This is a genomic window from Microbacterium sp. GXF7504, assembly GCF_054798235.1.
The window spans coordinates 124,708-145,160 of sequence record NZ_JBSJZI010000004.1; the positions used below are offsets into that span (position 1 = coordinate 124,708).

The following is a 20,453-nucleotide window of genomic DNA, read 5'->3' on the forward strand; positions in this document are numbered from 1 at the left end:
GGATTGTCCGGACTTGCAGTCCAAACGGGTTCCCGCCGCCGTCGCTGGCTAGCGTGAATCGCACGACACGGTCCGCTCCGGAGGTGTCGCGTAACGAAGTTGGGGGCGTCGCGCGCCAGGGTGCCCGGAGCGGACCTGTCGTCCCCGGATCGTGTCGGGCCGACGGAATCGGGTCCGTCGGCCCGACGCACCACCGCTCACCCGCCGATGCGACGGCCCGCGCGCTCCTGCCCCGGCAGCGGCCTCGACCGGCGGCCGTAGATCAGCTCGGACGAATCCAGCAGCCACGGCACGAGCGTGATGGTCACCCCGTGCACGAGCATCAGCTGTTGCGCGAGACGCCGCGCCCGCCGGTTGTGCAGGAACGCCTCCCACCAGTGCCCGACGATGTACTGCGGCAGGTAGACCGTCACCACTGCCGGACCGTGCTTGGCGCGGTACTGGTCGATGAAGGCGGAGACGGGACCGCCGTAGGCGCGGTACGGCGACTCGATGATGTACAGCGGCACCGGCATCCGATGCTCCTGCCACTGCCGCTGCAACGCGTCGGCGGCGTCCCGGTCGACGGCCACGTGCACCGCGATCGTCGTGTGATGCCGAGCGGCGAGGGCGTAGTCGAGCGCCTTCGCGACCGGCTTCTGGAGCTTGCCCACCAGCACGATCGCGACGTCGCCGCTCGCCCCGAACCGGGTGTCGTCGTCGTAGGCGATCTCGTGCTCCACATCGCGGTAGTACCGGTTGACCCCGATCATCGCGAGTGAGAGCAGCGGGATCGCGAGGAAGACGAGCCACGCGCCGTGTGTGAACTTCGTGACCGTCACGATGAGGAAGACGGATGCGGTCAGTCCCGCCCCGAGCGCATTGATCACCAGGCCGTTCCTGACCTCGCGGCGGCTGAACCCGGTGACGCCCCGGCCGTCGGGCGCCCGCATCCGGCGGAGCGCTCGCCGCCAGTGCCGCACCATGCCGAGCTGGCCGAGCGAGAACGAGACGAACACGCCGATGATGTACAGCTGGATGAGCATCGACAGGCTCGCGCCCGAGGCCACGAGCACCACGATCGCGGCGATGCCGAGGATGATCATGCCGTTGGAGAAGACGAGCCGGTCCCCCCGCGTGTTCAGCGACTTCGGGGCGTAGCCGTCGCGCGCGAGCACGGCGCCGAGCAGCGGGAAGCCGTTGAAGGCGGTGTTGGCTGCCAGCAGCAGCACGCAGGCCGTCGCCGCCTGGATCACGAAGAACGGCACCGAGTTCATCCCGAACGTCGCCGCCGCCACCTGGGCCATGAGACTCGGCTGCGGGGCCGAGCAGTCGAAGCCGACGAGCCGGCACGGGTCCTCTGCGTAGTGCACGCCGGACACGAGCGCGAGGAGGGCCAGCCCGGCGAACAGCAGGATGGCGATGAGTCCCATCCCGGTGAGGGTCTGCTGGGCGTTGCGGACCTTGGGCCGCCGGAACGCCGGGACCCCGTTCGAGACCGCCTCGACGCCCGTGAGGGCCGAGCATCCGCTGGAGAACGAGCGCAGGATGAGCAGGATCACGGCGGCCTGCGACAGGTCGTCTGCCTGTACCGCGTACTCGGCGCTCGCCGCGACGGGCGGATCTCCGAGCAGCCACCGGATGACGCCGACCGCGACCATGACCGCGACCGACCCGATGAACAGGTAGGTCGGGAGTGCGAACGCGCGCGAGGCCTCGCGCACACCGCGCAGGTTGACGACGACGAGCAGCACCACGAACCCCACGGCAAGCTCCACCCGCCACGGAGCGAGCATCGGCAGCGCCGAGATGATGTTGTCGACCCCCGACGCGACCGACACGGCGACGGTGAGGATGTAGTCGACCAGCAGCGCGGACGCGACCACGACACCGGGGACCTCCCCGAGGTTCGTCCGCGCGACCTCGTAATCGCCGCCGCCCGACGGATACGCCTTGATCAGCTGCCGATACGACAGCACGACCACGACGAGCAGCACCACGACCGCCGCCGCGATCCACGGGCTGAAGGCGAGGAATGCGGTGCCGCCGATGAGCAGGATCATCAGCAGTTCCTGCGGGGCGTACGCCACCGACGAGAGCGCGTCGGAGGCGAAGATGGGCAGCGCCATGCGTTTGCGGAGGAGGTGGTCCTCGGCGTCGCCGGAGGGCAGCGGGTCACCCAGGAGGATGCGTTTGGCCAAGGGGACGTCGGGTGTCGGATCCGCGCCGGAACTCCGGTCGTCAGGTATCACGGCGGGTGACACTACGCCCGCGCCCGGCCGGTGCGCAACGGTGGTGTGCGCCGCATACGATCGACGCGTGTACATCCCCGACCGACGGGCGGCGCTGGCCTTCCGCATCCTGTCCGCCCTCGTCGCCTTCTGGGGCATCGCGCGCATCACCGGGCTCTTCTCCGGTCACGTGAGCGGGGTGCAGTTCCTGTACTTCACGGTGCTGAGCAACATCCTGTGCCTCGGCTGGTTCGTGGCGCTCGCCGTCGCCACCGGCCGCGACCTCGCCCGCTCCGGTGCGCGCGGATGGTCCACACCCTCGGCCCGCTTCGGCGGTGCGGTCATGATGGCCATCACCGTCACGATGCTGATCTACCTGATCCTGCTCGTGCCGGAGACCTTCACGCAGGGCAACGGCTACACACCGTTCACACTGACCGACGACCTCATCCACATCATCACGCCGGTGCTGACGATCCTCGATTGGCTGCTGTTCACCCCGAAGGGGCGGTTCCGCTGGTTCGACCCGCCGCTGTGGGCGATCATCCCGCTCGCGTACCTCGCGTTCGCGTTCGTCTACGGTGCGCTCGGCGGCACCTTCGGCGGGGGCAGCCCGTACCCGTACCCGTTCATGGAGGTCGATCGGCTCGGGGTGGGCGGCGTCGCCGTGTGGATCGTCGCGCTCGCGGTCGCGTTGGAGGCGGTCGCCTTCGTCTACGTCGCGATCGACCGCCTGCTCGGCCGCGTCGGCCGTCCTGCGCCCGTGACCGTCTAGGCCGATTCGAGCCAGGTCCGCGCCGCGACGACGAGGTTCGCGACACCCTGCTCGATCGTCGGGTGCAGGATCGGGGCGAACAACGGCGAGTGGTTCGTGGGGATGTCGCGGTCGATCGTGCCGTTCGCCTTCGCGGCGGCGTGCACCTCGGGGTCGGCACCGCCCCAGAACCAGAACACGAGCGGCACGCCCGCGTCGCGCGCGAACCACGACACGTCCTCGCTGCCGGTGGCCATGCCCGGATCGGTCACACGCTCCGGGCCGAACGCGGCGCGGAACGCCTCCACCGTGCGCGCGGTGGCGCCCGGGTCGTTGATGGTCGGCGGGAGGGAGTGCTCGCGCTCGATCGTGGGCTCCCGCTCGGCCCCGGATGCGGCCGCCTCGGCGCGGATGACGCGCTCGACGCGTGCCAGCATCCGTTCGCGGGCGTCGTCGTCGGCGTACCGCATGCTGAGCCCGAGCACGGCCTCCGTCGGGATGATGTTGTGCTTGAGGCCGGCGTTGAGCGAGCCCACCGTGACCACGGCCATCTCCCGCGGGTCGACCTCGCGCGCGACGAGGGTCTGCAGGCGCATCACCGTCGCCGCCGCCATCACGATCGGGTCCACCGTGCCGTGCGGCCGGGAGCCGTGCCCGCCGCGGCCGTGCAGCGTCACCGTGAGCGCGTCGGCGGCGGCCATCTGCGTGCCCTGCCGCACGCCGATGACCCCCGCCGGCAGCGGGTGCAGGTGCTGGCCGAGCACGATGTCGGGGGTCGGGTGCCGCGAGAGGATGCCCGCATCGAGCATCGCCCGCGCGCCGGCGCCGAGCTCCTCGCCGGGCTGGAACACCGCGACGACCGTGCCCGCCCACTCGTCCCGGGTCGCGAGGAGTCGCTCGAGCGCGCCGAGGAGGGCGGTGACGTGCATGTCGTGGCCGCACGCGTGCATCACCGGCACGTCCATACCGTTCGGGTCGACGCCGCGGGCGGTGCTCGCGTAGGGGAGGCCGGTCCGCTCCTCGACCGGGAGCGCGTCCATGTCGGCGCGAAGCCACACGACGGGTCCGTCGCCGTTGTCGATCCGCGCGACGATCCCGGTGCCGCCCACGCCGGTCTCCGCCGGGATGCCGAGGCCCGCGAGGTGGCCGGCGATCACCTCCGCCGTGCGCACCTCCTGGAACGACAGTTCGGGGTGACGGTGCAGATCGATGTAGATCGCCTCGAGGTCGAGCGGCATGCGCCAGAGCCTACGTGCGGCGGGTGCGCCGCCGCATCCGTGCTCCCGGACCGCGCACGCCCCCGCATCCGTGCACGCGGACGACGAGTGCGCACCCGTTCCGCGAGTGCGCACCCGATCGGATACGCGCTCGCGCAACGGATGCGCACTCGGTGGGGATGCGGCTTACGCGGCGATCCAGACGGTGGTGTCGGCGGGCAGGAGCCCGCCCTCGAGCGGGTTGCTCGCCACGAGCACGTCGCCCGCGGGCGGCTCGACCGGCTCGGTGCCGGTGTTCGCGACCACGACGACGTCGCCGTTGCGGAACGCGATGACCTCGTCGCCGTAGCCGTCGAGCCACGTCAGCTCGGTGGCGCCGAGCGCGTGCTCGCGGCGCAGGCGCAGCAGCGTGCGGTACAGCGACAGCGTGGAGTCGGGGTCGCCCTGCTCCACGTCGCGGGCGAAACGGCCGAACTCCGCCGGCTGCGGCAGCCACGACTCGCCGGTCGCGTTGAACCCGAACGCCGGCGCATCGGCCTCCCACGGGATCGGCACGCGGCAGCCGTCGCGGCCGTACTTCTCGTGGTTCGTGCGGAACCAGGTCGGGTCCTGCCGCGAGTCGTCGGGCAGGTCCACGGCCTCGGGGAGGCCCAGCTCCTCGCCCTGGTACAGGTACGCGGAACCGGGCAGCGCGAGCATGACCGTGGTGGCGGCGCGTGCGCGGCGCAGGCCCAGCTCCGGGATCGGCTGCGCCTCGGACATCGGGCCGATGCCCTCGCCCTGCGGGCTCTCGCCGGTGAGGGCGAGGCGCGACGCGTGGCGGATCACGTCGTGGTTGGAGAGCACCCAGGTGGCGGGCGCGCCCACGGCGGGGAACGCGCGCAGCGAGTCGGTGATGACCTTGCGCAGCGCCGGGCCGTCCCAGTCGGTCATGGCGTACGGGAAGTTGAACGCCTGGTGCATCTCGTCCGGACGCACCCACAGCGCGGTCTTCTCGGGCGTCGGCAGCCACGCCTCGGCGCACAGGGCGCGGTGACCCGGGTACTCCGCGAGCACCTCATGCCAATCGCGGTATACGTCGTGGACGCCCGGCTGGCCCCAGTAGGGGACGTCGTCCTCCTCGCCGCCCATCGAGTCGGCGTCGTCGGCCGGGGTGTAGTCCGGGAGCCCGTCCTTCTTGATGAGCCCGTGGGCGACGTCGACGCGGAAGCCGTCCACGCCGCGGTCGAGCCAGAAGCGCAGGATGCGGCGGAACTCGGCGCGGACCTCGGGGTTCGTCCAGTCGAAGTCGGGCTGCGAGGAGTCGAAGATGTGCAGGTACCACTGGCCGGGGGTGCCGTCGGGCTCGATCACGCGGTCCCACATCGGGCCGCCGAACACCGACTCCCAGTTGTTCGGGGGGAGCTCGCCGTGCTCGCCACGGCCGTCGCGGAAGATGTAGCGGGCGCGCTCCGGGCTGCCGGGCGCCGACTTCAGCGCGGCCTGGAACCACTCGTGCCGGTCGGAGGAGTGGTTCGGGACGAGGTCGACGATCACGCGGATGCCGAGGCCGTGCGCGGTCTCCAGCATCCGGTCGAAGTCCTCGAGGGAGCCGAACAGCGGGTCGACGTCGCAGTAGTCGGCGACGTCGTAGCCGGCGTCCTTCTGCGGCGACACCATGAACGGGCTGAGCCAGATGGCGTCGACGCCGAGCTCGGCGAGGGCGCCGAGGCGGCCGGTGATGCCGGGCAGGTCGCCGATGCCGTCACCGTTCGCGTCCGCGAAGGACCGCGGGTAGATCTGGTAGATGACGGCGGTGCGCCACCACTCGGAGCCGGGGGTGGGCGCGGCGTCGTGCAGCTGGGTCATGCACCCAGGGTACCCGGAAAATCGTATCGATTCGATACGGCGTCGGGCGGGCGTTCAGCGGCTCACGACTACAGTTGACGGGTGCCGCATCCCGATCCGCACGCCCTCTCGCGCGCCGAAGACCTGATCGCCCTCATCCCCGACTACCCGCAGCCCGGTGTCCTCTTCCGTGACATCGCCCCGCTGCTGGCGGACGGCCCCGCCCTCCGCGCCGTGATCGACGCGCTCGTCGCCCCGTTCGAGGGGGAGTTCGACGTGGTCGCCGGCATCGAGGCGCGCGGGTTCCTGCTCGCCGGCGCCGCAGCCATGGCGTACGACGTGGGGCTCGTCCCCATCCGCAAGGCGGGCAAGCTGCCGCGTCCGGCCGCGGCCGTCGACTACGCGCTCGAGTACGGCACCGCCACGATCGAGATGCACGACGACATCCCCGAGGGCTCGCGGGTCCTGCTCATCGACGACGTGCTCGCCACCGGCGGCACGCTCGCCGCGGGCCGTGAACTCGTCCAGCGCGTCGGTGGCCGGGTCGCCGGCATCACGGTGCTTATGGAGCTCGAGGCCCTCGGCGGCCGTGCGGTGCTCGGTGAGGACGGCCTGCACGCGGTGTTCCGCGCCTGAGTCCCCGCCGCGCGCCCCGCGCCCCGGCGCAGAGCGGATGCCGCCGCCCACCCGTGAGGGCGGTCAGCTGCCCCGGTACGTGGAGTACGCGAAGGGGCTGAGCAGCAGCGGCACGTGGTAGTGCCGGGCGTCGGCGACCGTGAAGTGCACCGTGACCCGCGGGTGGAAGTGCTCCACGCCGCGGGTCACGAAGTACGCCCCGGTCTCGAACGTGATGGCGTACACCCCCGGCTCGAGCGTCTCCGGCCCGAGGCCCAGGCGGCCGTCGGCGTCGGTGGACCCGGCGGCGACGTGCTCGAGCGAGCCGTCGTCGGCCTGCCGGTGGAGTGCGACGGCGACCCCGGTCGCGGGCGTGCCGGCGGTGGCGTCGAGGATGTGCGTGGTCAGGTGGGGGGTCATTTCGCGTCCTCCGGGTCGGTGCGGTCGTCGTGGATCGCGGTGCGCAGGCGCAGCAGCGCGATCTCCGCGAGCTGCTGCGTCGCCTCACGCGCCTCGGTCGTGTCGTCGTTCCCGAGGCGGCGGTGCAGTTCGGCGAGCATCTCCTGCGGCGTGCGTCCGGCCGCACGGATGAGGAACACCCGGCCGAACCGCTGCTCGTAGGCGGCGTTCCCGGCCGCGATCGCCGCGGCGACCTCGTCCGCGGCCGTCTGCATGGACGCCTGCTCGGACCGGGATGCGGCGGCCTCCGCGCCGGACCCCTTCGGCTTCTCGCCGATCCTCGGGTGGTGGGCGAGGGCCTGATCGAGGTCGGCGCGCGACCACACGTCGGCCAGCTCGCCCGCATAGGCGGCCAGCGCGTCGACGGATGCGTACGGGCGGCCCGCCACGACCGCGTCCACCCAGCCGGGGATCGCGGCCCACACCGCGACGGTCTGCGCCGCCGCGTCGGGGTCGAGGGAGTTGAACTCGCTGAGGTGCATGGCGGACACCCTATCCAGCCGATGTGACGCGTCCGTTTCCGCCGCATCCGCCATCCCCTCCCGCCGAGCCACCCCCCTTTCTGCGAACCACCCCTGTTTCTGCGACAGAAAGAGGGGTGGCTCGCAGAGAAGGGGGTGGGTCGGCGACGAGAGACCCGCCGCCGACGCGAGCCCGGACGCCGGCGCGACACGTGCAATGTTGGTCTGGGTTACATTCGCGAAACGCGCGGGGCCTAGCGTGAACGACATGACCGATTCCCTGCCCTCGCGGATCGCCGCGCGTCGGGTGTTCGTCGACGGTGCGTTCACACCGGCAACGGTGCGCATCCTCGACGGCCGGATCGCGGCGGTGGAGGCGTTCGATCCGGACGCCGACACCGTGCTGCCCGACGACGCGATGCTGCTCCCCGGCCTCGTCGACTCGCACGTGCACCTCGACGAACCGGGCCGCACCGAGTGGGAGGGCTTCGCCACGGGCACCGCCGCCGCGGCCGCCGGGGGCGTCACCACGCTCCTGGACATGCCGCTGAACTCGGTGCCGGTCACGACCACCCCCGAGGCGCTCGCCGCCAAGCGCGCGGCCGCGACCGGCAAGCTCGCGGTCGACGTGGGCTACTGGGGCGGCGCCGTCCCGGAGAACCTCGGGCACCTGCGCGAACTCGCCGACGCGGGCGTGGTCGGCTTCAAGTGCTTCCTGCTGCCCAGCGGCATCGACGAGTTCGGGCACCTGGATGCGGCCCAGCTCGAGGCCGCGCTGACCGAACTGGCGGCGTTCGACGGCCTCCTCATCGTGCATGCGGAGGATGCGGCGCACGTCCACGGCGAGGGCTCGCTCGGCGTCCACTACGCCGACTACCTCGCCTCGCGCCCGCCGATGGGGGAGCGCGCCGCGATCCGCAGCGTGATCGAGGCCGCCCGGCGCACCGGCGCCCGTGCCCACATCGTGCACGTCTCCGACGGGGCGGCGCTCGACGACGTCCGCGCCGCGAAGGCGGACGGCGTCCGGCTCACGGTCGAGACCTGCCCCCACTACCTCACGCTCGACGCCGCCACGGTGCCCGACGGCGCCGGTGCGTTCAAGTGCTGCCCGCCGATCCGCGACACCGCGAATCAGGACCTGCTGTGGGCGGGCGTCGTCGACGGCACGATCGACGCCATCGTCAGCGACCACTCGCCCGCGACGGTGGAGCTGAAGGGGGAGCCCGACTTCGGGCTCGCCTGGGGCGGCATCGCGGGGCTCCAGACCGGTCTCGCGGCCGTCCACACCGCGGCCGTGGCACGCGGCATCCCGCTGGAGACCGTGCTGCCGCTCATGACCACCGGCCCCGCACGCATCGGCGGACTGGAGGGCCTCGGTCGCATCGAACCGGGCGCGCCCGCCCACCTGGTCGTGTTCGGCCCGGACGACGCGTTCGCCGTGCGGGCCGACGAGCTCGAGTACCGCAACCCGGTCACGCCGTGGGACGGCGCGACCCTCACCGGGCGGGTCCGCGCGACCTACCTGCGTGGCGAAGCCGTGTACCGTCACGGCGAGGCGGTGTCGGTGCGACACGGCCGTGAACTCATCCGCGCGAAGGAGCGAGCGTGACGTCACAGATCCTGCAGCCGGGCACCGGTCCCATCCCCGGCGACCACTACCTGCCCGCGACCCCCGAGACCGTGCTGTGGGGGCGTCTGCCCTGCGCCGTCGACGCCCCCGTGCTGACGGTCGAGCCCGGTGACCTCGTCACGATCGACACGGTCAGTCACGAGGGGATCCTCGAGGACCAGGGCAAGGACCCGCTCGGCTACTTCACCGGCAAGGGCGTGCCCGCCGACCAGGTGCTCACCGACGCGATCGAGATCGCCCGCTCGCTGTCGCGCGACGTCATGGCTGACGGCCCGCACGTCGTCACCGGCCCGATCCGCGTCTCCGGCGCGAAGCCGGGCGACCTGCTGAAGATCACGGTGGTCACGCTCGACCCGCGCGTGCCGTACGGCGTCATCTCCAACCGGCACGGCAAGGGCGCACTCGTCGGCGAGCTGCCGCGCGGGCAGCACAACGTGAGCGTCTTCGCAGCCGTCGAGGAGCGCGAGGACGGCGCCGTCGGGATGCTGCCGCTCACCGACGGCGGTCCCGCATCCGTCGCCTTCCCGCTCGCACCGTTCCTCGGCACCATGGGCGTCGCGGTCGCCGGTGACGAGCGACCGCACTCCGTGCCCCCGGGCGACCACGGCGGCAACATCGACATCAACCTGCTCGTCGAGGGCGCCGTGCTCTACCTGCCCGTGCAGGTCGAGGGTGCCCTCGCCTACGTCGGCGACCCGCACTTCGCGCAGGGCGACGGCGAGGTGGCGCTCACCGCGCTGGAGGCGTCGCTGCGGGCGACGCTCCGCTTCGACGTCGTGCCCCGCGAGGAGGCGCTCGCCGCCTTCGGCGAGCTCACCGGCCCGCTCGTGCGCACGGGCGACTACCTCGTGCCCACCGGCATGGACCCCGACCTCGGCGAGGCGATGCGCCGCTGCGTGCGCAATGCCCTCCGCCTGCTGCAGGCCCGGTACGGGATGGACGAGCACCTCGCCTACGCATACCTGTCCGCCGCCACCGACTTCGACATCTCGCAGGTCGTCGACATCGTCTGCGGTGTGCACGCCCGCATCCGCGAGGCGGACTTCGCCGCCGTGACCGCGAACGGAGCCGACGCGTGAGCGCCATCGGCGAGGACGTCCCGGACGACCTGTTCACCGCATTCGACCGGTACGAGCGGGCGATCCTCGACAACGACCTCGACGTGCTCGACGAGATGTTCGCGCCCGGCCCCGGCACCATGCGCGGCGACGCGGCGGGGCTCCTCGTCGGCCACGACGCGATCAGCGCGTTCCGCGGCGTGCGCGGCGGGGTCCCGCCGCGCGAGATCGAGCGCATCGAGTACCGTCCGCTCGGCCCGGACGTGGCGCTCCTCGTCTCCATCTCCCGGTACCGCGGCGGCGGCACCGGCCTGCAGACCCAGGTCTGGCAGAAGCTCGACGGACGCTGGCTCATCACCGCGGCGCACGTGTCGCCCCGCCCGCAGGCGCTCGACCGCTCCGTGTGGCGCTCGGTCGGCGACCCGCTGCTCCAGGGCGCCTGGGAGGGCCCGCTGGAGGGTCTGCACGTCGCGGTGAAGGACCTCTTCGCGATCTCCGGCTACCGCATCGGCGCCGGCAACCCCGCATTCCTCGAATCCGCCAAGCCGGAGCCGACGAGCGCGCCCGCCGTCACCGACCTGCTCCGCGGCGGCGCGTCGCTGCGCGGCATCGCCCGCACCGACGAGTTCGCCTACTCGATCGCCGGCGACAACCCGCACTACGGCACCCCGCCGAACGGCGGTCTTCCCGGTGCCCTCCCCGGCGGCTCCTCCTCCGGGCCTGCCGCCGCGGTCGCCACCGGGCAGGCCGAGGTGGGTCTCGCCACCGACACCGCCGGCTCGATCCGCGTGCCCGCCTCCTACCAGGGACTGTGGGGCCTGCGCACGACGCACGGGCTCGTCCCGCGCATGGGGATGCTGCCGCTCGCGCAGTCGTTCGACACCGTCGGGTGGCTCACCCGCGACGGCGAGACGTTGCAGCGGGTCGCCGACTGGGTGCTGAGCTACGACGGCTCCGAGTCGACCGAGAGCGTCTACGGCGAGTCCGGCGACGACCTGCCCTGGCGCTTCGTCGTCCCGCACGAGGTCATGGAGGCGGTCGAGCCCGACACCCGGACCGCGTTCGACGCCTTCCTCGCCAGACTCGCCGCATCCGACGACGCCCCCGTCATGCGCCGGGTCGAGATCGGGTCGCTCGACGACTACTACGACCCGTTCCGCGTCGTGCAGGGCGCCGAGGCGTGGCGCAACAACGAGCGCTGGCTGCGCGACCACCCCGGGGCGGTCGGCCCCGCCGTCGCGGAGCGCTTCCGCATCGCGAGCGAGGTCACCCCCGCACAGGAGCAGGATGCGCGCGGCCGCCTCGAGACGCTGCGCGAGCGCATCCACGAGGTCGTGCGCGACGCGGTGCTGATCCTGCCCACCGTCCCCGGTCCGGCACCGATGCGCACCGCCGACGGCGCCCGCATCGATGCGGTCCGCCAGGCCACCCTCCGCATGACCGCCCCCGCGGCCATCGGCGGGCTCCCCGCCCTGTCCGCCCCCCTCATGACCGTCCGCTCGCAGCTCGGCCCCGCCCCCGTCGGCGTGTGCCTGGTCTCGCGTGCCGGCACCGACATCGCGCTGGTCCGCCTCGCGCGGCGCCTCGCCGCGGTCGCCCGCTGAGCGACCGCACCAGCAGAACCACAAGGAGTACCACCGTGACGATCCCCGGCCCCATCGACCCGCCCGCCCGCCTGCTCATGGGACCGGGGCCCATCTCGGCGTACCCCTCGGTGCTGCGGGCCATGTCCGCCCCGCTCGTCGGCCAGTACGACCCCTTCATGACCGCGGCGATGAACGAGACGCAGGAGCTGTACCGCCAGGTGTGGGGCACCCGCAACGAGGGCACCATGCTCGTCGACGGCACCTCCCGCGCCGGCATCGAGGCGGCCATCACCTCGCTCGTGCGCCCCGGCGACCGCGTGCTCGTGCCCGTGTTCGGCCGCTTCGGGCACCTCCTCGCCGAGATCGCCGAACGCGCGATGGCCGAGGTCCACACGATCGAGACCGCGTGGGGCCAGGTGTTCGCGCCGAGCGTCATCGAGGAGGCCATCGTGCGGGTCCGGCCGACGCTGCTCGCACTCGTGCAGGGTGACACGTCGACCACGATGAACCAGCCGCTCGACGAGATCGGCGCGATCTGCGACCGGCACGGCGTGCTGTTCTACTCCGATGCGACCGCGTCCCTCGGCGGCAACGACTTCGAGGCCGACGCCTGGGGGCTGGATGCGGCGACCGCCGGCCTGCAGAAGTGCCTCGGCGGTCCCTCGGGTTCCGCGCCGATCACCCTCAGCGACAAGGCGGTCGAGGTCATCCGCAGCCGCGGCCGCATCGAGGCGGGCATCCGCGAGGCGGGCGACGAGTCGGCATCCGACTTCGTCCGCTCGAACTACTTCGACCTCGGCATGATCCTCGACTACTGGGGGCCGCGCCGCCTCAACCACCACACCGAGGCGACGAGCATGCTCTACGCCGCCCGCGAGTGCGCCCGCGTGCTCCTCCTCGAGGGACGCGACGAGGTGATCGCCCGCCACAAGCTGGCCGGCGACGCCATGCTCGCCGGCGTCCAGGGGCTCGGCATGACGGTCTTCGGCGACGTCGCGCACAAGATGAACAACGTCGTCGCGGTCGAGATCCCCGAGGGCGTCCCCGGGGATGCCGCCCGCGGCGCGATGCTCGAGGACTTCGGCATCGAGATCGGCACCTCGTTCGGTCCGCTGCACGGCAAGGTGTGGCGCATCGGCACGATGGGTTACAACGCGCGCAAGGGCGCCGTGCTCACGACCCTCGCCGCCCTCGAGGCGACGCTGCGCCGGTTCGGCGCGAAGGTGCCGGCCGGCGGCGGTGTCGAAGCGGGGGCGGACGTCTACGCGGGACGCGCCTGATGCCCCTGCTCACCGGGGTCAGCCCCGATCGCGTGGCGGCGGCCGCACGGCGCGTCATGGCACGTTGCGATGAGCTCGCCCGGGTCTCCGCGACGAGCGGTCGCATCGAGCGCGTCTACCTCTCGCCCGAGCACGCACGCGTGAACCGGCTCGCCGCCGAGTGGATGCGCGAGATCGGCATGCGCACCCGGCAGGATGCGGCCGGCAACCAGGTCGGCCGGCTGGAACCCGTGCGGGACGGGCGGCTCGACCCGGAGCGGCCGGCGCTCGTGCTCGGTTCGCACCTGGACACCGTCATCGACGCGGGCCGGTACGACGGGATCGTCGGCGTGCTCATGGCGCTGGAGGTCGCGCGCCTGCTGCGGGCCCCCGCATCCGACGACCGCTTCGGCGTCGCACTGCCCTTCGCGCTCGAGGTGATCGCGTTCTCCGACGAGGAGGGCACCCGCTTCGGCAAGGCGCTGCTCGGGTCGTCGGCGGTGTCCGGCCAGTGGCGCGACGAGTGGTGGGCGCTCGCCGACGCCGACGGCACGACCCTGCGCGAGGCGTTCCTCGAGTTCGGTCTCGACCCCGCCCGCGTCGGTGAGGCGGCCCGGCGCCCGGAGGAGCTCGTCGGCTACCTCGAGGCGCACATCGAGCAGGGCCCCGAGCTCGACCGCCGGGGCGAGTCGCTCGCCGTCGTGTCGTCGATCGCCGCGGCACGCCGGTTCCAGCTCGTCGTCGAGGGCGAGGCCCGACACGCGGGCGGCACCCCGTACGACATGCGCCGTGACGCGCTGCTCGGTGCGAGCGAGGCGGCGCTGGCCGTCGAGCGCATCTGCAGCGCCGAGCACCACATCATCGGCACCGTCGGCCAGCTCGAGGCGTTCCCCGGCGCGGTGAACGTCGTGCCGGGCGAGACCCGCTTCTCGCTCGACCTGCGCGGCGAGTTCGACGGCGACCGCGACCGCGTGTGGGACGAGATCTCCCGCGAGCTCGACGCCATCATGGGCCGCCGGCACCTGCGCTGGAGCGCCCGCGAGGTGCACAACGCGCCGGCCGTGATGTGCGCGCCGCTGCTGCAGGACGTCGTCCGCGAGGGCATCCTGTCCACGCTCCCGGGCGACGAGCCGCCGACCCTGTTCAGCCCGGCCGGACACGACGGCATGGCGATCGGCGCCGTCACCGACGTCGGGATGCTGTTCCTGCGCAACCCCGACGGCGTGAGCCACCACCCCGCCGAGGCGGTCTCCGGGTCGGACGTCGCCCTCGGCATCCGCGCCCTCGCCGAGTCCGTGCTGCAGCTCGCCTCCGACCGCACCGCCGCCTGAGGTTCGCCCGTCGCACATGTGGGGTCGCACCGCCAAGGACCCTGCATTCGCGACGGGCGAACGCCGCCCGACGCCCCGTAGCAGCGCCGAAACACGGCACGGGTAGCGTGGCGCACACCCCGACGATCCAAGAAGGAACCGCCCATGACCACGCTCCTCGTCGTGAACGCCCGCCTCATCACCGTGCCCGCAGGCACCGACGATCCGGGGTACATCGACCACGGCTGGATGCTGGTGGAACACGGCCGCATCGCCGCGATCGGCGAGGGCGACGCCCCCGTCGAGACGCGCACGGCGGCGGACGAGGTGCTCGACGTCGAGCGCGCGTTCGTGGCGCCCGGGTTCGTGTCGAGCCACTCGCACCTGTTCACGAGCGGCCTGCGCGGGCTCGGCGCGAACGAGACCCTGTACGGCTGGTGCGACTCCATGCTCGGGTTCACGGCCCACCTGAGCCCCGAGGACATGTACTGGTCGACCCTGCACGGGTCGCTCGACTTCCTCGCGAACGGCGTCACCACCGCCTACAACTTCACCGATCCGCTGCAGGCGTGGGAGTCGATGGTCGACGGCAAGCGGCTCGGCGGCGACGCGCCGCTGCGCGAGCTGGCCTACCACACGCGGCAGGCCGACGGCTGCCTCGACGCCGGCCTGCGCTTCGTCGACGCGATCGGCATGGACGTGTCCACCGGCAGCGACGACGAGATCTTCGAGCGGTTCGCCGCCGAGGTCGCGCACACCCGGTCGCTCGACCCCGACCTCGCCCTCGGCGTCTCGATCATGGGCCAGGTGCAGTGGTCGCCGCGTCCCGAGGCCGCCGAACTCGAGGTCGAGGCGATGCGCCGGTTCGGCGTCACGAACCAGGCGCACTTCCTCGAGTCGCCCGAGGCGGTCGCGGTGCAGCAGGCGAAGTTCGCGATGTACCGGGATGCGGGTGCCCTCGGCCCCGACATGATGTTCGGCCACTTCATCCAGACCACCGAGGAGATCATCCGCACCACCGCCGAGCACGGCTCGTCGATGTCGTGGCAGCCCGCCTCCAACGGCCGCCTCGCCTCGGGTGTCGCCCTCGTGCCGGAGATGCTCGAGCTCGGCATGGGCGTCGGCATGGGCCTCGACGACCAGGCGTGCACCGACATCGCCGACCCGTGGGGCAACATGCGCGCGGGCATCTTCATGCAGCGCGCCCGCACCAAGGACCCGCTGTCGATGACCCCGGAGCGCGTGCTGCGCCTGCACACCCTCGGCGGGGCGGAGATCCTCGGCGTCGCCGACCGGGTCGGCAGCCTCGAGGTGGGCAAGTTCGCCGACTTCGTCGTCGTCGACCCGCGCACCCCCGACGTCGGTCCGCTGTGGCATCCGGTGCGCTCCTACGTGCTGTCGATGAGCCTGCGGAACCTCAAGCAGGTCTACGTCGGCGGCGTCCTCACGAGCGAGGAGGGTCGCTCGACGAACCCGCTCGCCGAGGAGGCGTCGGCCCGGGTGCACACCGACCTGCCGGCTCGCGCCGCGCAGCACGGTCACCCGCGCTGAGCGGCCCCCGCCGCGAGCACAACTGCGGAGATGGTCGCCGACACGCCGTGCCCCCCGCATCCGGACGCGGCGTGTCGGCCGTCGACTCCGCAGTTGTGCACGGCGCACGGGCGGCGGGACGCGAAGCGCGCACGCCACGCACCGCGCGCCTAGGCTGACGCCATGGACGTCCGCGACGTGGTGCGCCGCTGCATCGCACCGGTGACGCGCACCCGCGCGTTCCGCCGGATCGCACCGCGGGCGATGCCGCCGATCGAGCGGATGCTGACGCGCCTCAGCGGCCGGAGGGTGCAGCTGAGCGGGCTGCTGGTGCCCTCGCTCGTCCTCGTCACCCGCGGCGCGAGGAGCGGGGCGGAGCGGGAGTCGTACCTCATGTACACCCCGGACGGGCACGGCCGGGCGATCGTCGCCGGCACGAGTTTCGCCCGCGAACGCCACCCCGGCTGGACCTACAACCTCATGGCGCACCCCGACGCCCGCATCCTCGTCCGCGGCCGCGAGTACACGGTGCACGCGACCCGCATCCCGGATGCGGAACGCGACGCGGCGTGGGCACGCATCGAGCGCCAGTGGCCCGGCTACCGCGCGTACGAGCGCGAGTCCGGTCGCACGGTGCGGCTGTTCCTGCTGCGCCCGACCCGCCGCATCCGCTGACCGACACAGCCGCGAGGCACCCCGCATCCGCCGGCCGTCACAGCCCGTCGCCGACACGCCCGCTCGTCGCCCCGAAACAAAAGTGCCGAATGCGTAACGGGGCGGAAACAGTTCGGCCAGTGTTGGTGAAATCTACATCCCATAGCTTCGGATGCGTTGCGGGGCCGAGTTCCACAGGACCGCACACTCACCCACCCGAGTGCACCACCCGGCATCTGGAGACACAGCCCATGTCCTTCTTCACCCCTCGACGCAAGCGCGTCGCCCTGTCCGTCGCAGCCGTCTCGCTGTCGGCGCTCGCCCTGTCCGCCTGCTCCGGCGCGTCCGACGCCTCCTCGAGCGCGTCCGCCGACGCCGACAGCGCCGGCAACGACGTCACCGTCCAGCTCTCCTGGATCAAGAACGAGGAGTTCTGCGGCGAGTACTTCGCCGAGACCGAGGGCTTCTACGAGGCCGAGGGTCTCACCGTGAACCTGGTCCCCGGCCCGTCCACCTCCACCACCGAGCTGCTCTCCGGCACCGCGGACTTCGGGCTCTCCGACGCCGTCGCCGTCGGCACGGTCGTGGCGAACGAGGGTGCGCCGCTGAAGATCATCGCCACCACCTTCCAGAAGAACCCCTTCACGATCCTGTCCCTCAAGGACGGCGGCAACATCGCCACCGTCGAGGACCTGAAGGGCAAGAAGATCGGTGTGCAGGACTCCAACACCTCGCTGATCAACGCCTTCCTCGCCGCCAACGGCATGACCACCTCCGATGTGACGATCGTCCCGGTGCAGTACGACCCGGCGCCGCTCACCAACGGCGAGGTCGACGGCTTCGTCTCCTACCTCACCAACGAGTCGATCATCGTCGCGAACGAGGGCTACGACACGGTCAACCTGCCGGTTGCGACCAACGGCCTCGCCTACCCGGCCGAGACCATCGTCGCCACCGAGGAGATGATCGAGAACAACCCCGAGCTCGTGAAGGCGTTCCTCAAGGCCGAGATCCAGGGCTGGGCCGCCGCGGTCAACGACCCGGAGGAGTGCGCCCGTCTCGCCTACGAGGACTTCGGTGCCGACCTCGACCTCGACCCGGTCAACTCGACCGAGGGTGCCATCGCACAGCTCGAGCAGCTCGTCGTCTCCGAGGAGACCGTCGAGAACGGCCTCTTCACGATCTCCGACGAACTGCAGGCCGACACGATCAAGAGCCTGGCGAACGCCGGCATCAACGTGACCGCCGAGCAGCTGTTCGACACGTCGCTCCTCGAAGAGGTCTACGCCGAGAACCCCGACCTGATCGCCTACGCGAAGTAAGCGATCCTCGAAGAAATCCGACACGGAGCACCATCGTGACGAACACCGTCGTCGAGACCGGTGCCCAGGGGACCACCCTGGGCACCGGCCTTCAGATCACCGGCCTGAACAAGGTCTTCACCACCGGCCGCAAGAGCGTGGTCGCCCTCCAGGACGCGAACCTCCACACCGAGCAGGGCACGTTCCTCTCGCTGCTGGGGCCGTCCGGATGCGGCAAGTCCACGATCCTGCGCATCCTCGCGGGACTGGACCAGCCCACCAGCGGCACCACCCGCGTGGACGGCAAGAGCCCCCGGGAGATGCGCAAGGAGAACAAGCTCGGCATCGCCTTCCAGGACTCCGCGCTGATGCCCTGGCGGAGCGTGTACAGCAACATCAAGCTGCCCTTCGAGATCGCGGGCAAGCCGGTGGACAAGGCCTACGTCGACGAGATGATCGCCCTGGTGGGGCTCCGTGGCTTCGAGAAGGCCAAGCCCGCCCAGCTCTCCGGCGGCATGCGCCAGCGCGTGTCCATCGCGCGCTCGCTCATCATGCGTCCCGAGGTGCTCCTGTTCGACGAGCCCTTCGGTGCGCTCGACGACATGACGCGCCAGAAGCTCAACCTGGAGCTCCTGCGCATCTGGAGCGAGAAGCCGGCGACCACCCTGCTGGTCACGCACGGCATCTCCGAGGCCATCTTCCTCTCCGACAAGGTCGCGGTCATGAGCCCGCGCCCGGGTCGCGTCAAGGCGGTCATGGACATCGACCTGCCGCGTCCGCGCACCCCGGAGATGATGCGCACGCCCGAGTTCCACGCCTATGTGGACGAGGCCTCCGAACTCCTCTTCGGCGCGGGAGGCGCCGCCGCCGATGACCACTGAGACAGCGCCGAAGGGCCGCGCCATCCAGTGGGAGGACGTCCGTCTTCCCGGCTGGGTGACCGGGACGATCGGCGGGATCGGGCTCGTCGCGCTGTGGTGGATCCTCTCCGCGGTGTTCCTCAACCCGTCCGGCAAGCAGATCATCCCGAGCCCGCCCGAGGTCATCCTCAGCTACGTCGAGAGCGGCTGGGCCTACTACTGGCGCAACTTCTCCGTCACCCTCACCGAGGCCGGCATCGGCTACCTGTGGGGCAACGGCCTGGCCCTCCTGCTCGCGTTCCTCGTGCTGCTGGTGCCGCGACTGGAAGGCGTCGCGATGCAGATCGCGATCCTCACCTACTGCGTGCCGATCGTCGCGATCGGGATGCTGGCGGTCGTCCTGTTCGGTGCCCCGCCTGTGGGCGCCCCCAGCGGCACCGCCGTCTTCCTCGCCGCGCTCTCCTGCTTCTTCACGACCGTCGTCGGCGCCCTCCTCGGGCTGAAGTCGGCCGACAAGGCCAGCCTCGACGTCATCACCGTCTACGGCGGCTCGAAGCTCACCCAGCTCACCAAGGTGCGGCTCATCGCCGCCCTCCCCGCCATCCTGAACGCGCTGCAGATCGCCGTGCCCGCCGCCTTCCTCGGCGCCGTGCTCGGTGAGTTCTTCGGCAAGATCGAGGCCGGCGTGGGACTCGCCATGATCCTCGCCCAGCAGGCGTCCAACGCGCCTGTCGTCTGGGCCCTCGCGCTCGCCAGCGGCGCCGTCGCCCTCGCCGGCTTCGGTGTGGTCGGGCTGATCGCGCGCGCCATCGCGCCGTGGTCGAAGGGAGGAACCAAGTGACCACCACCGCCCAGGCGCCCGCCGCCGTCGTCACCACCCCCGCGCCGGAACTCGCCGGCAAGATGCGCAAGCAGGCCGCATCCGGCGCCCTCAAGGCGCTCCTCTGGGGGCTGCTCACGTTCTTCGGCACCATCGCCGCGGTCCTCGTGCTGTGGGTGGGTGCGATCTCGCTCCTCAACATCTCGCCGATGATCGCCAAGGGGCCGATCGACGTCTGGAACTACCTGTTCACGGTGCCCAACGCCGCCGTGAACCGGGAGACGATGTTCACGCAGCTCGGCCAGAGCCTCGCCGACGCGGCGATCGGCTTCATCGCCGGCCTCGTCGTCGCGCTCATCGTCGCCTCGCTGTTCCAGCTGTCCAAGGGCATCGAGAACGCGCTCATGCCGGTCGCGATGCTGCTGCGTTCCGTGCCGCTGGTCGCCATGGCGCCGGTCATCATCATGATCTTCGGTCGCGAGATCACCACGGTCGCGGTCATCGGCGGCATCGTGGTGCTCTTCCCCGCCCTCGTGAACATCTCGTTCGGTCTCAAGTCCGCCTCGCCGCAGATGAACGACCTCGTCGAGGTCTACGGCGGCGGCTCCTGGACGAAGCTCCGCAAGGTCGCGATGCCCTCCTCGCTCCCGGCGTTCTTCGCCGCGGTGCGCATCTCGGTCCCGGGCGCCATCACCGGCGCCCTGCTCGCCGAGTGGCTCGCGGTCGGCGGCGGCATCGGCGGTTCGATCGCCGGCTACATCCCGCAGGCGCAGTTCAGCGCGCTGTGGACCGCGGTCGTGCTCGTCACCGTGGTGTCGCTCGTGCTTTACAACGTCATCCAGATCGTCGAGGACGTCGTCCTCGCCAGGATGGGGATGCGGGCGCAGAAGGGCATCTGAGCC

General features: G+C 71.7%; 18 protein-coding genes. 13 read left to right on the forward strand and 5 right to left on the reverse strand.

The window, feature by feature from the left end; genetic code table 11:
• Nucleotides 1–197: 197 nt before the first annotated feature.
• Complete coding sequence (locus ACWAUO_RS11195) at nucleotides 198–2,243, reverse strand: APC family permease (RefSeq protein WP_460775450.1); 2,046 nt, start codon at nucleotides 2,241–2,243, stop codon at nucleotides 198–200.
• Nucleotides 2,244–2,298: 55 nt separating this feature from the next.
• Here ACWAUO_RS11195 and ACWAUO_RS11200 point away from each other — a divergent pair, with 55 nt between their 5' ends.
• Nucleotides 2,299–2,985: a Pr6Pr family membrane protein gene (locus tag ACWAUO_RS11200; RefSeq protein WP_460775451.1), complete on the forward strand. Its 687-nt coding sequence runs from the start codon at nucleotides 2,299–2,301 to the stop codon at nucleotides 2,983–2,985.
• On the opposite strand, the gene ACWAUO_RS11205 is transcribed toward ACWAUO_RS11200, so the two are convergent.
• Together ACWAUO_RS11205 and ACWAUO_RS11210 are read right to left on the reverse strand one after the other, a co-directional pair.
• Nucleotides 2,982–4,202, reverse strand: a complete 1,221-nt coding sequence (locus ACWAUO_RS11205; protein WP_460775453.1) for an amidohydrolase — start codon at nucleotides 4,200–4,202, stop codon at nucleotides 2,982–2,984. The genes ACWAUO_RS11200 and ACWAUO_RS11205 overlap by 4 nt on opposite strands.
• Nucleotides 4,203–4,367: 165 nt before the next feature.
• A complete protein-coding gene (locus ACWAUO_RS11210) occupies nucleotides 4,368–6,029 on the reverse strand; it encodes a glycoside hydrolase family 13 protein (RefSeq protein WP_460775454.1) in 1,662 nt (553 codons plus the stop codon).
• Between the two features lie 81 nt (nucleotides 6,030–6,110).
• Between ACWAUO_RS11210 and ACWAUO_RS11215 the strand changes: the two genes are divergently transcribed.
• Nucleotides 6,111–6,644: an adenine phosphoribosyltransferase gene (locus ACWAUO_RS11215; RefSeq protein ID WP_460775456.1), complete on the forward strand. Its 534-nt coding sequence runs from the start codon at nucleotides 6,111–6,113 to the stop codon at nucleotides 6,642–6,644.
• A gap of 63 nt (nucleotides 6,645–6,707) precedes the next feature.
• Here ACWAUO_RS11215 and uraH read toward each other — a convergent pair whose 3' ends face one another.
• A complete protein-coding gene (gene uraH, locus ACWAUO_RS11220; RefSeq protein ID WP_460775457.1) occupies nucleotides 6,708–7,043 on the reverse strand; it encodes a hydroxyisourate hydrolase in 336 nt (111 codons plus the stop codon).
• Complete coding sequence (uraD, locus tag ACWAUO_RS11225) at nucleotides 7,040–7,564, reverse strand: 2-oxo-4-hydroxy-4-carboxy-5-ureidoimidazoline decarboxylase (protein WP_460775458.1); 525 nt, start codon at nucleotides 7,562–7,564, stop codon at nucleotides 7,040–7,042. The genes uraH and uraD overlap by 4 nt, the downstream gene beginning before the upstream one ends.
• Nucleotides 7,565–7,811: 247 nt before the next feature.
• On the opposite strand from uraD, the gene allB reads away from it, so the two are divergent.
• The 11 genes from allB to ACWAUO_RS11280 all read left to right on the forward strand — a co-directional run bounded on the left by allB (nucleotide 7,812) and on the right by ACWAUO_RS11280 (nucleotide 20,450).
• A complete protein-coding gene (gene allB, locus ACWAUO_RS11230; RefSeq protein WP_460775460.1) occupies nucleotides 7,812–9,152 on the forward strand; it encodes an allantoinase AllB in 1,341 nt (446 codons plus the stop codon).
• The gene (locus ACWAUO_RS11235; RefSeq protein ID WP_460775461.1) at nucleotides 9,149–10,252 is read left to right on the forward strand and encodes an acetamidase/formamidase family protein; all 1,104 of its coding nucleotides are present in this window, start codon (nucleotides 9,149–9,151) and stop codon (nucleotides 10,250–10,252) included. Before allB ends, ACWAUO_RS11235 begins: the two co-directional genes overlap by 4 nt.
• The gene (locus tag ACWAUO_RS11240; RefSeq protein WP_460775462.1) at nucleotides 10,249–11,835 is read left to right on the forward strand and encodes an AtzH-like domain-containing protein; all 1,587 of its coding nucleotides are present in this window, start codon (nucleotides 10,249–10,251) and stop codon (nucleotides 11,833–11,835) included. Before ACWAUO_RS11235 ends, ACWAUO_RS11240 begins: the two co-directional genes overlap by 4 nt.
• Nucleotides 11,836–11,912: 77 nt before the next feature.
• On the forward strand, nucleotides 11,913–13,097 hold the full coding sequence (locus ACWAUO_RS11245; RefSeq protein WP_460775789.1) for a pyridoxal-phosphate-dependent aminotransferase family protein: 1,185 nt from the start codon (nucleotides 11,913–11,915) through the stop codon (nucleotides 13,095–13,097).
• Nucleotides 13,097–14,407, forward strand: a complete 1,311-nt coding sequence (locus ACWAUO_RS11250; RefSeq protein WP_460775464.1) for an allantoate amidohydrolase — start codon at nucleotides 13,097–13,099, stop codon at nucleotides 14,405–14,407. Before ACWAUO_RS11245 ends, ACWAUO_RS11250 begins: the two co-directional genes overlap by 1 nt.
• Before the next feature lie 144 nt (nucleotides 14,408–14,551).
• Complete coding sequence (locus ACWAUO_RS11255) at nucleotides 14,552–15,937, forward strand: amidohydrolase family protein (protein WP_460775465.1); 1,386 nt, start codon at nucleotides 14,552–14,554, stop codon at nucleotides 15,935–15,937.
• A gap of 162 nt (nucleotides 15,938–16,099) precedes the next feature.
• The gene (locus ACWAUO_RS11260; protein ID WP_460775467.1) at nucleotides 16,100–16,591 is read left to right on the forward strand and encodes a nitroreductase family deazaflavin-dependent oxidoreductase; all 492 of its coding nucleotides are present in this window, start codon (nucleotides 16,100–16,102) and stop codon (nucleotides 16,589–16,591) included.
• A gap of 230 nt (nucleotides 16,592–16,821) precedes the next feature.
• Nucleotides 16,822–17,892, forward strand: a complete 1,071-nt coding sequence (locus ACWAUO_RS11265) for an ABC transporter substrate-binding protein (RefSeq protein ID WP_460775468.1) — start codon at nucleotides 16,822–16,824, stop codon at nucleotides 17,890–17,892.
• A gap of 35 nt (nucleotides 17,893–17,927) precedes the next feature.
• Nucleotides 17,928–18,752, forward strand: a complete 825-nt coding sequence (locus ACWAUO_RS11270; protein ID WP_460775469.1) for an ABC transporter ATP-binding protein — start codon at nucleotides 17,928–17,930, stop codon at nucleotides 18,750–18,752.
• Complete coding sequence (locus ACWAUO_RS11275; RefSeq protein ID WP_460775471.1) at nucleotides 18,742–19,572, forward strand: ABC transporter permease; 831 nt, start codon at nucleotides 18,742–18,744, stop codon at nucleotides 19,570–19,572. Before ACWAUO_RS11270 ends, ACWAUO_RS11275 begins: the two co-directional genes overlap by 11 nt.
• Nucleotides 19,569–20,450 carry an ABC transporter permease gene (locus ACWAUO_RS11280; RefSeq protein WP_460775472.1) on the forward strand — a complete coding sequence of 294 codons (882 nt, stop codon included), beginning with the start codon at nucleotides 19,569–19,571 and terminating at the stop codon, nucleotides 20,448–20,450. Before ACWAUO_RS11275 ends, ACWAUO_RS11280 begins: the two co-directional genes overlap by 4 nt.
• The last annotated feature ends 3 nt before the right edge of the window (nucleotides 20,451–20,453 follow it).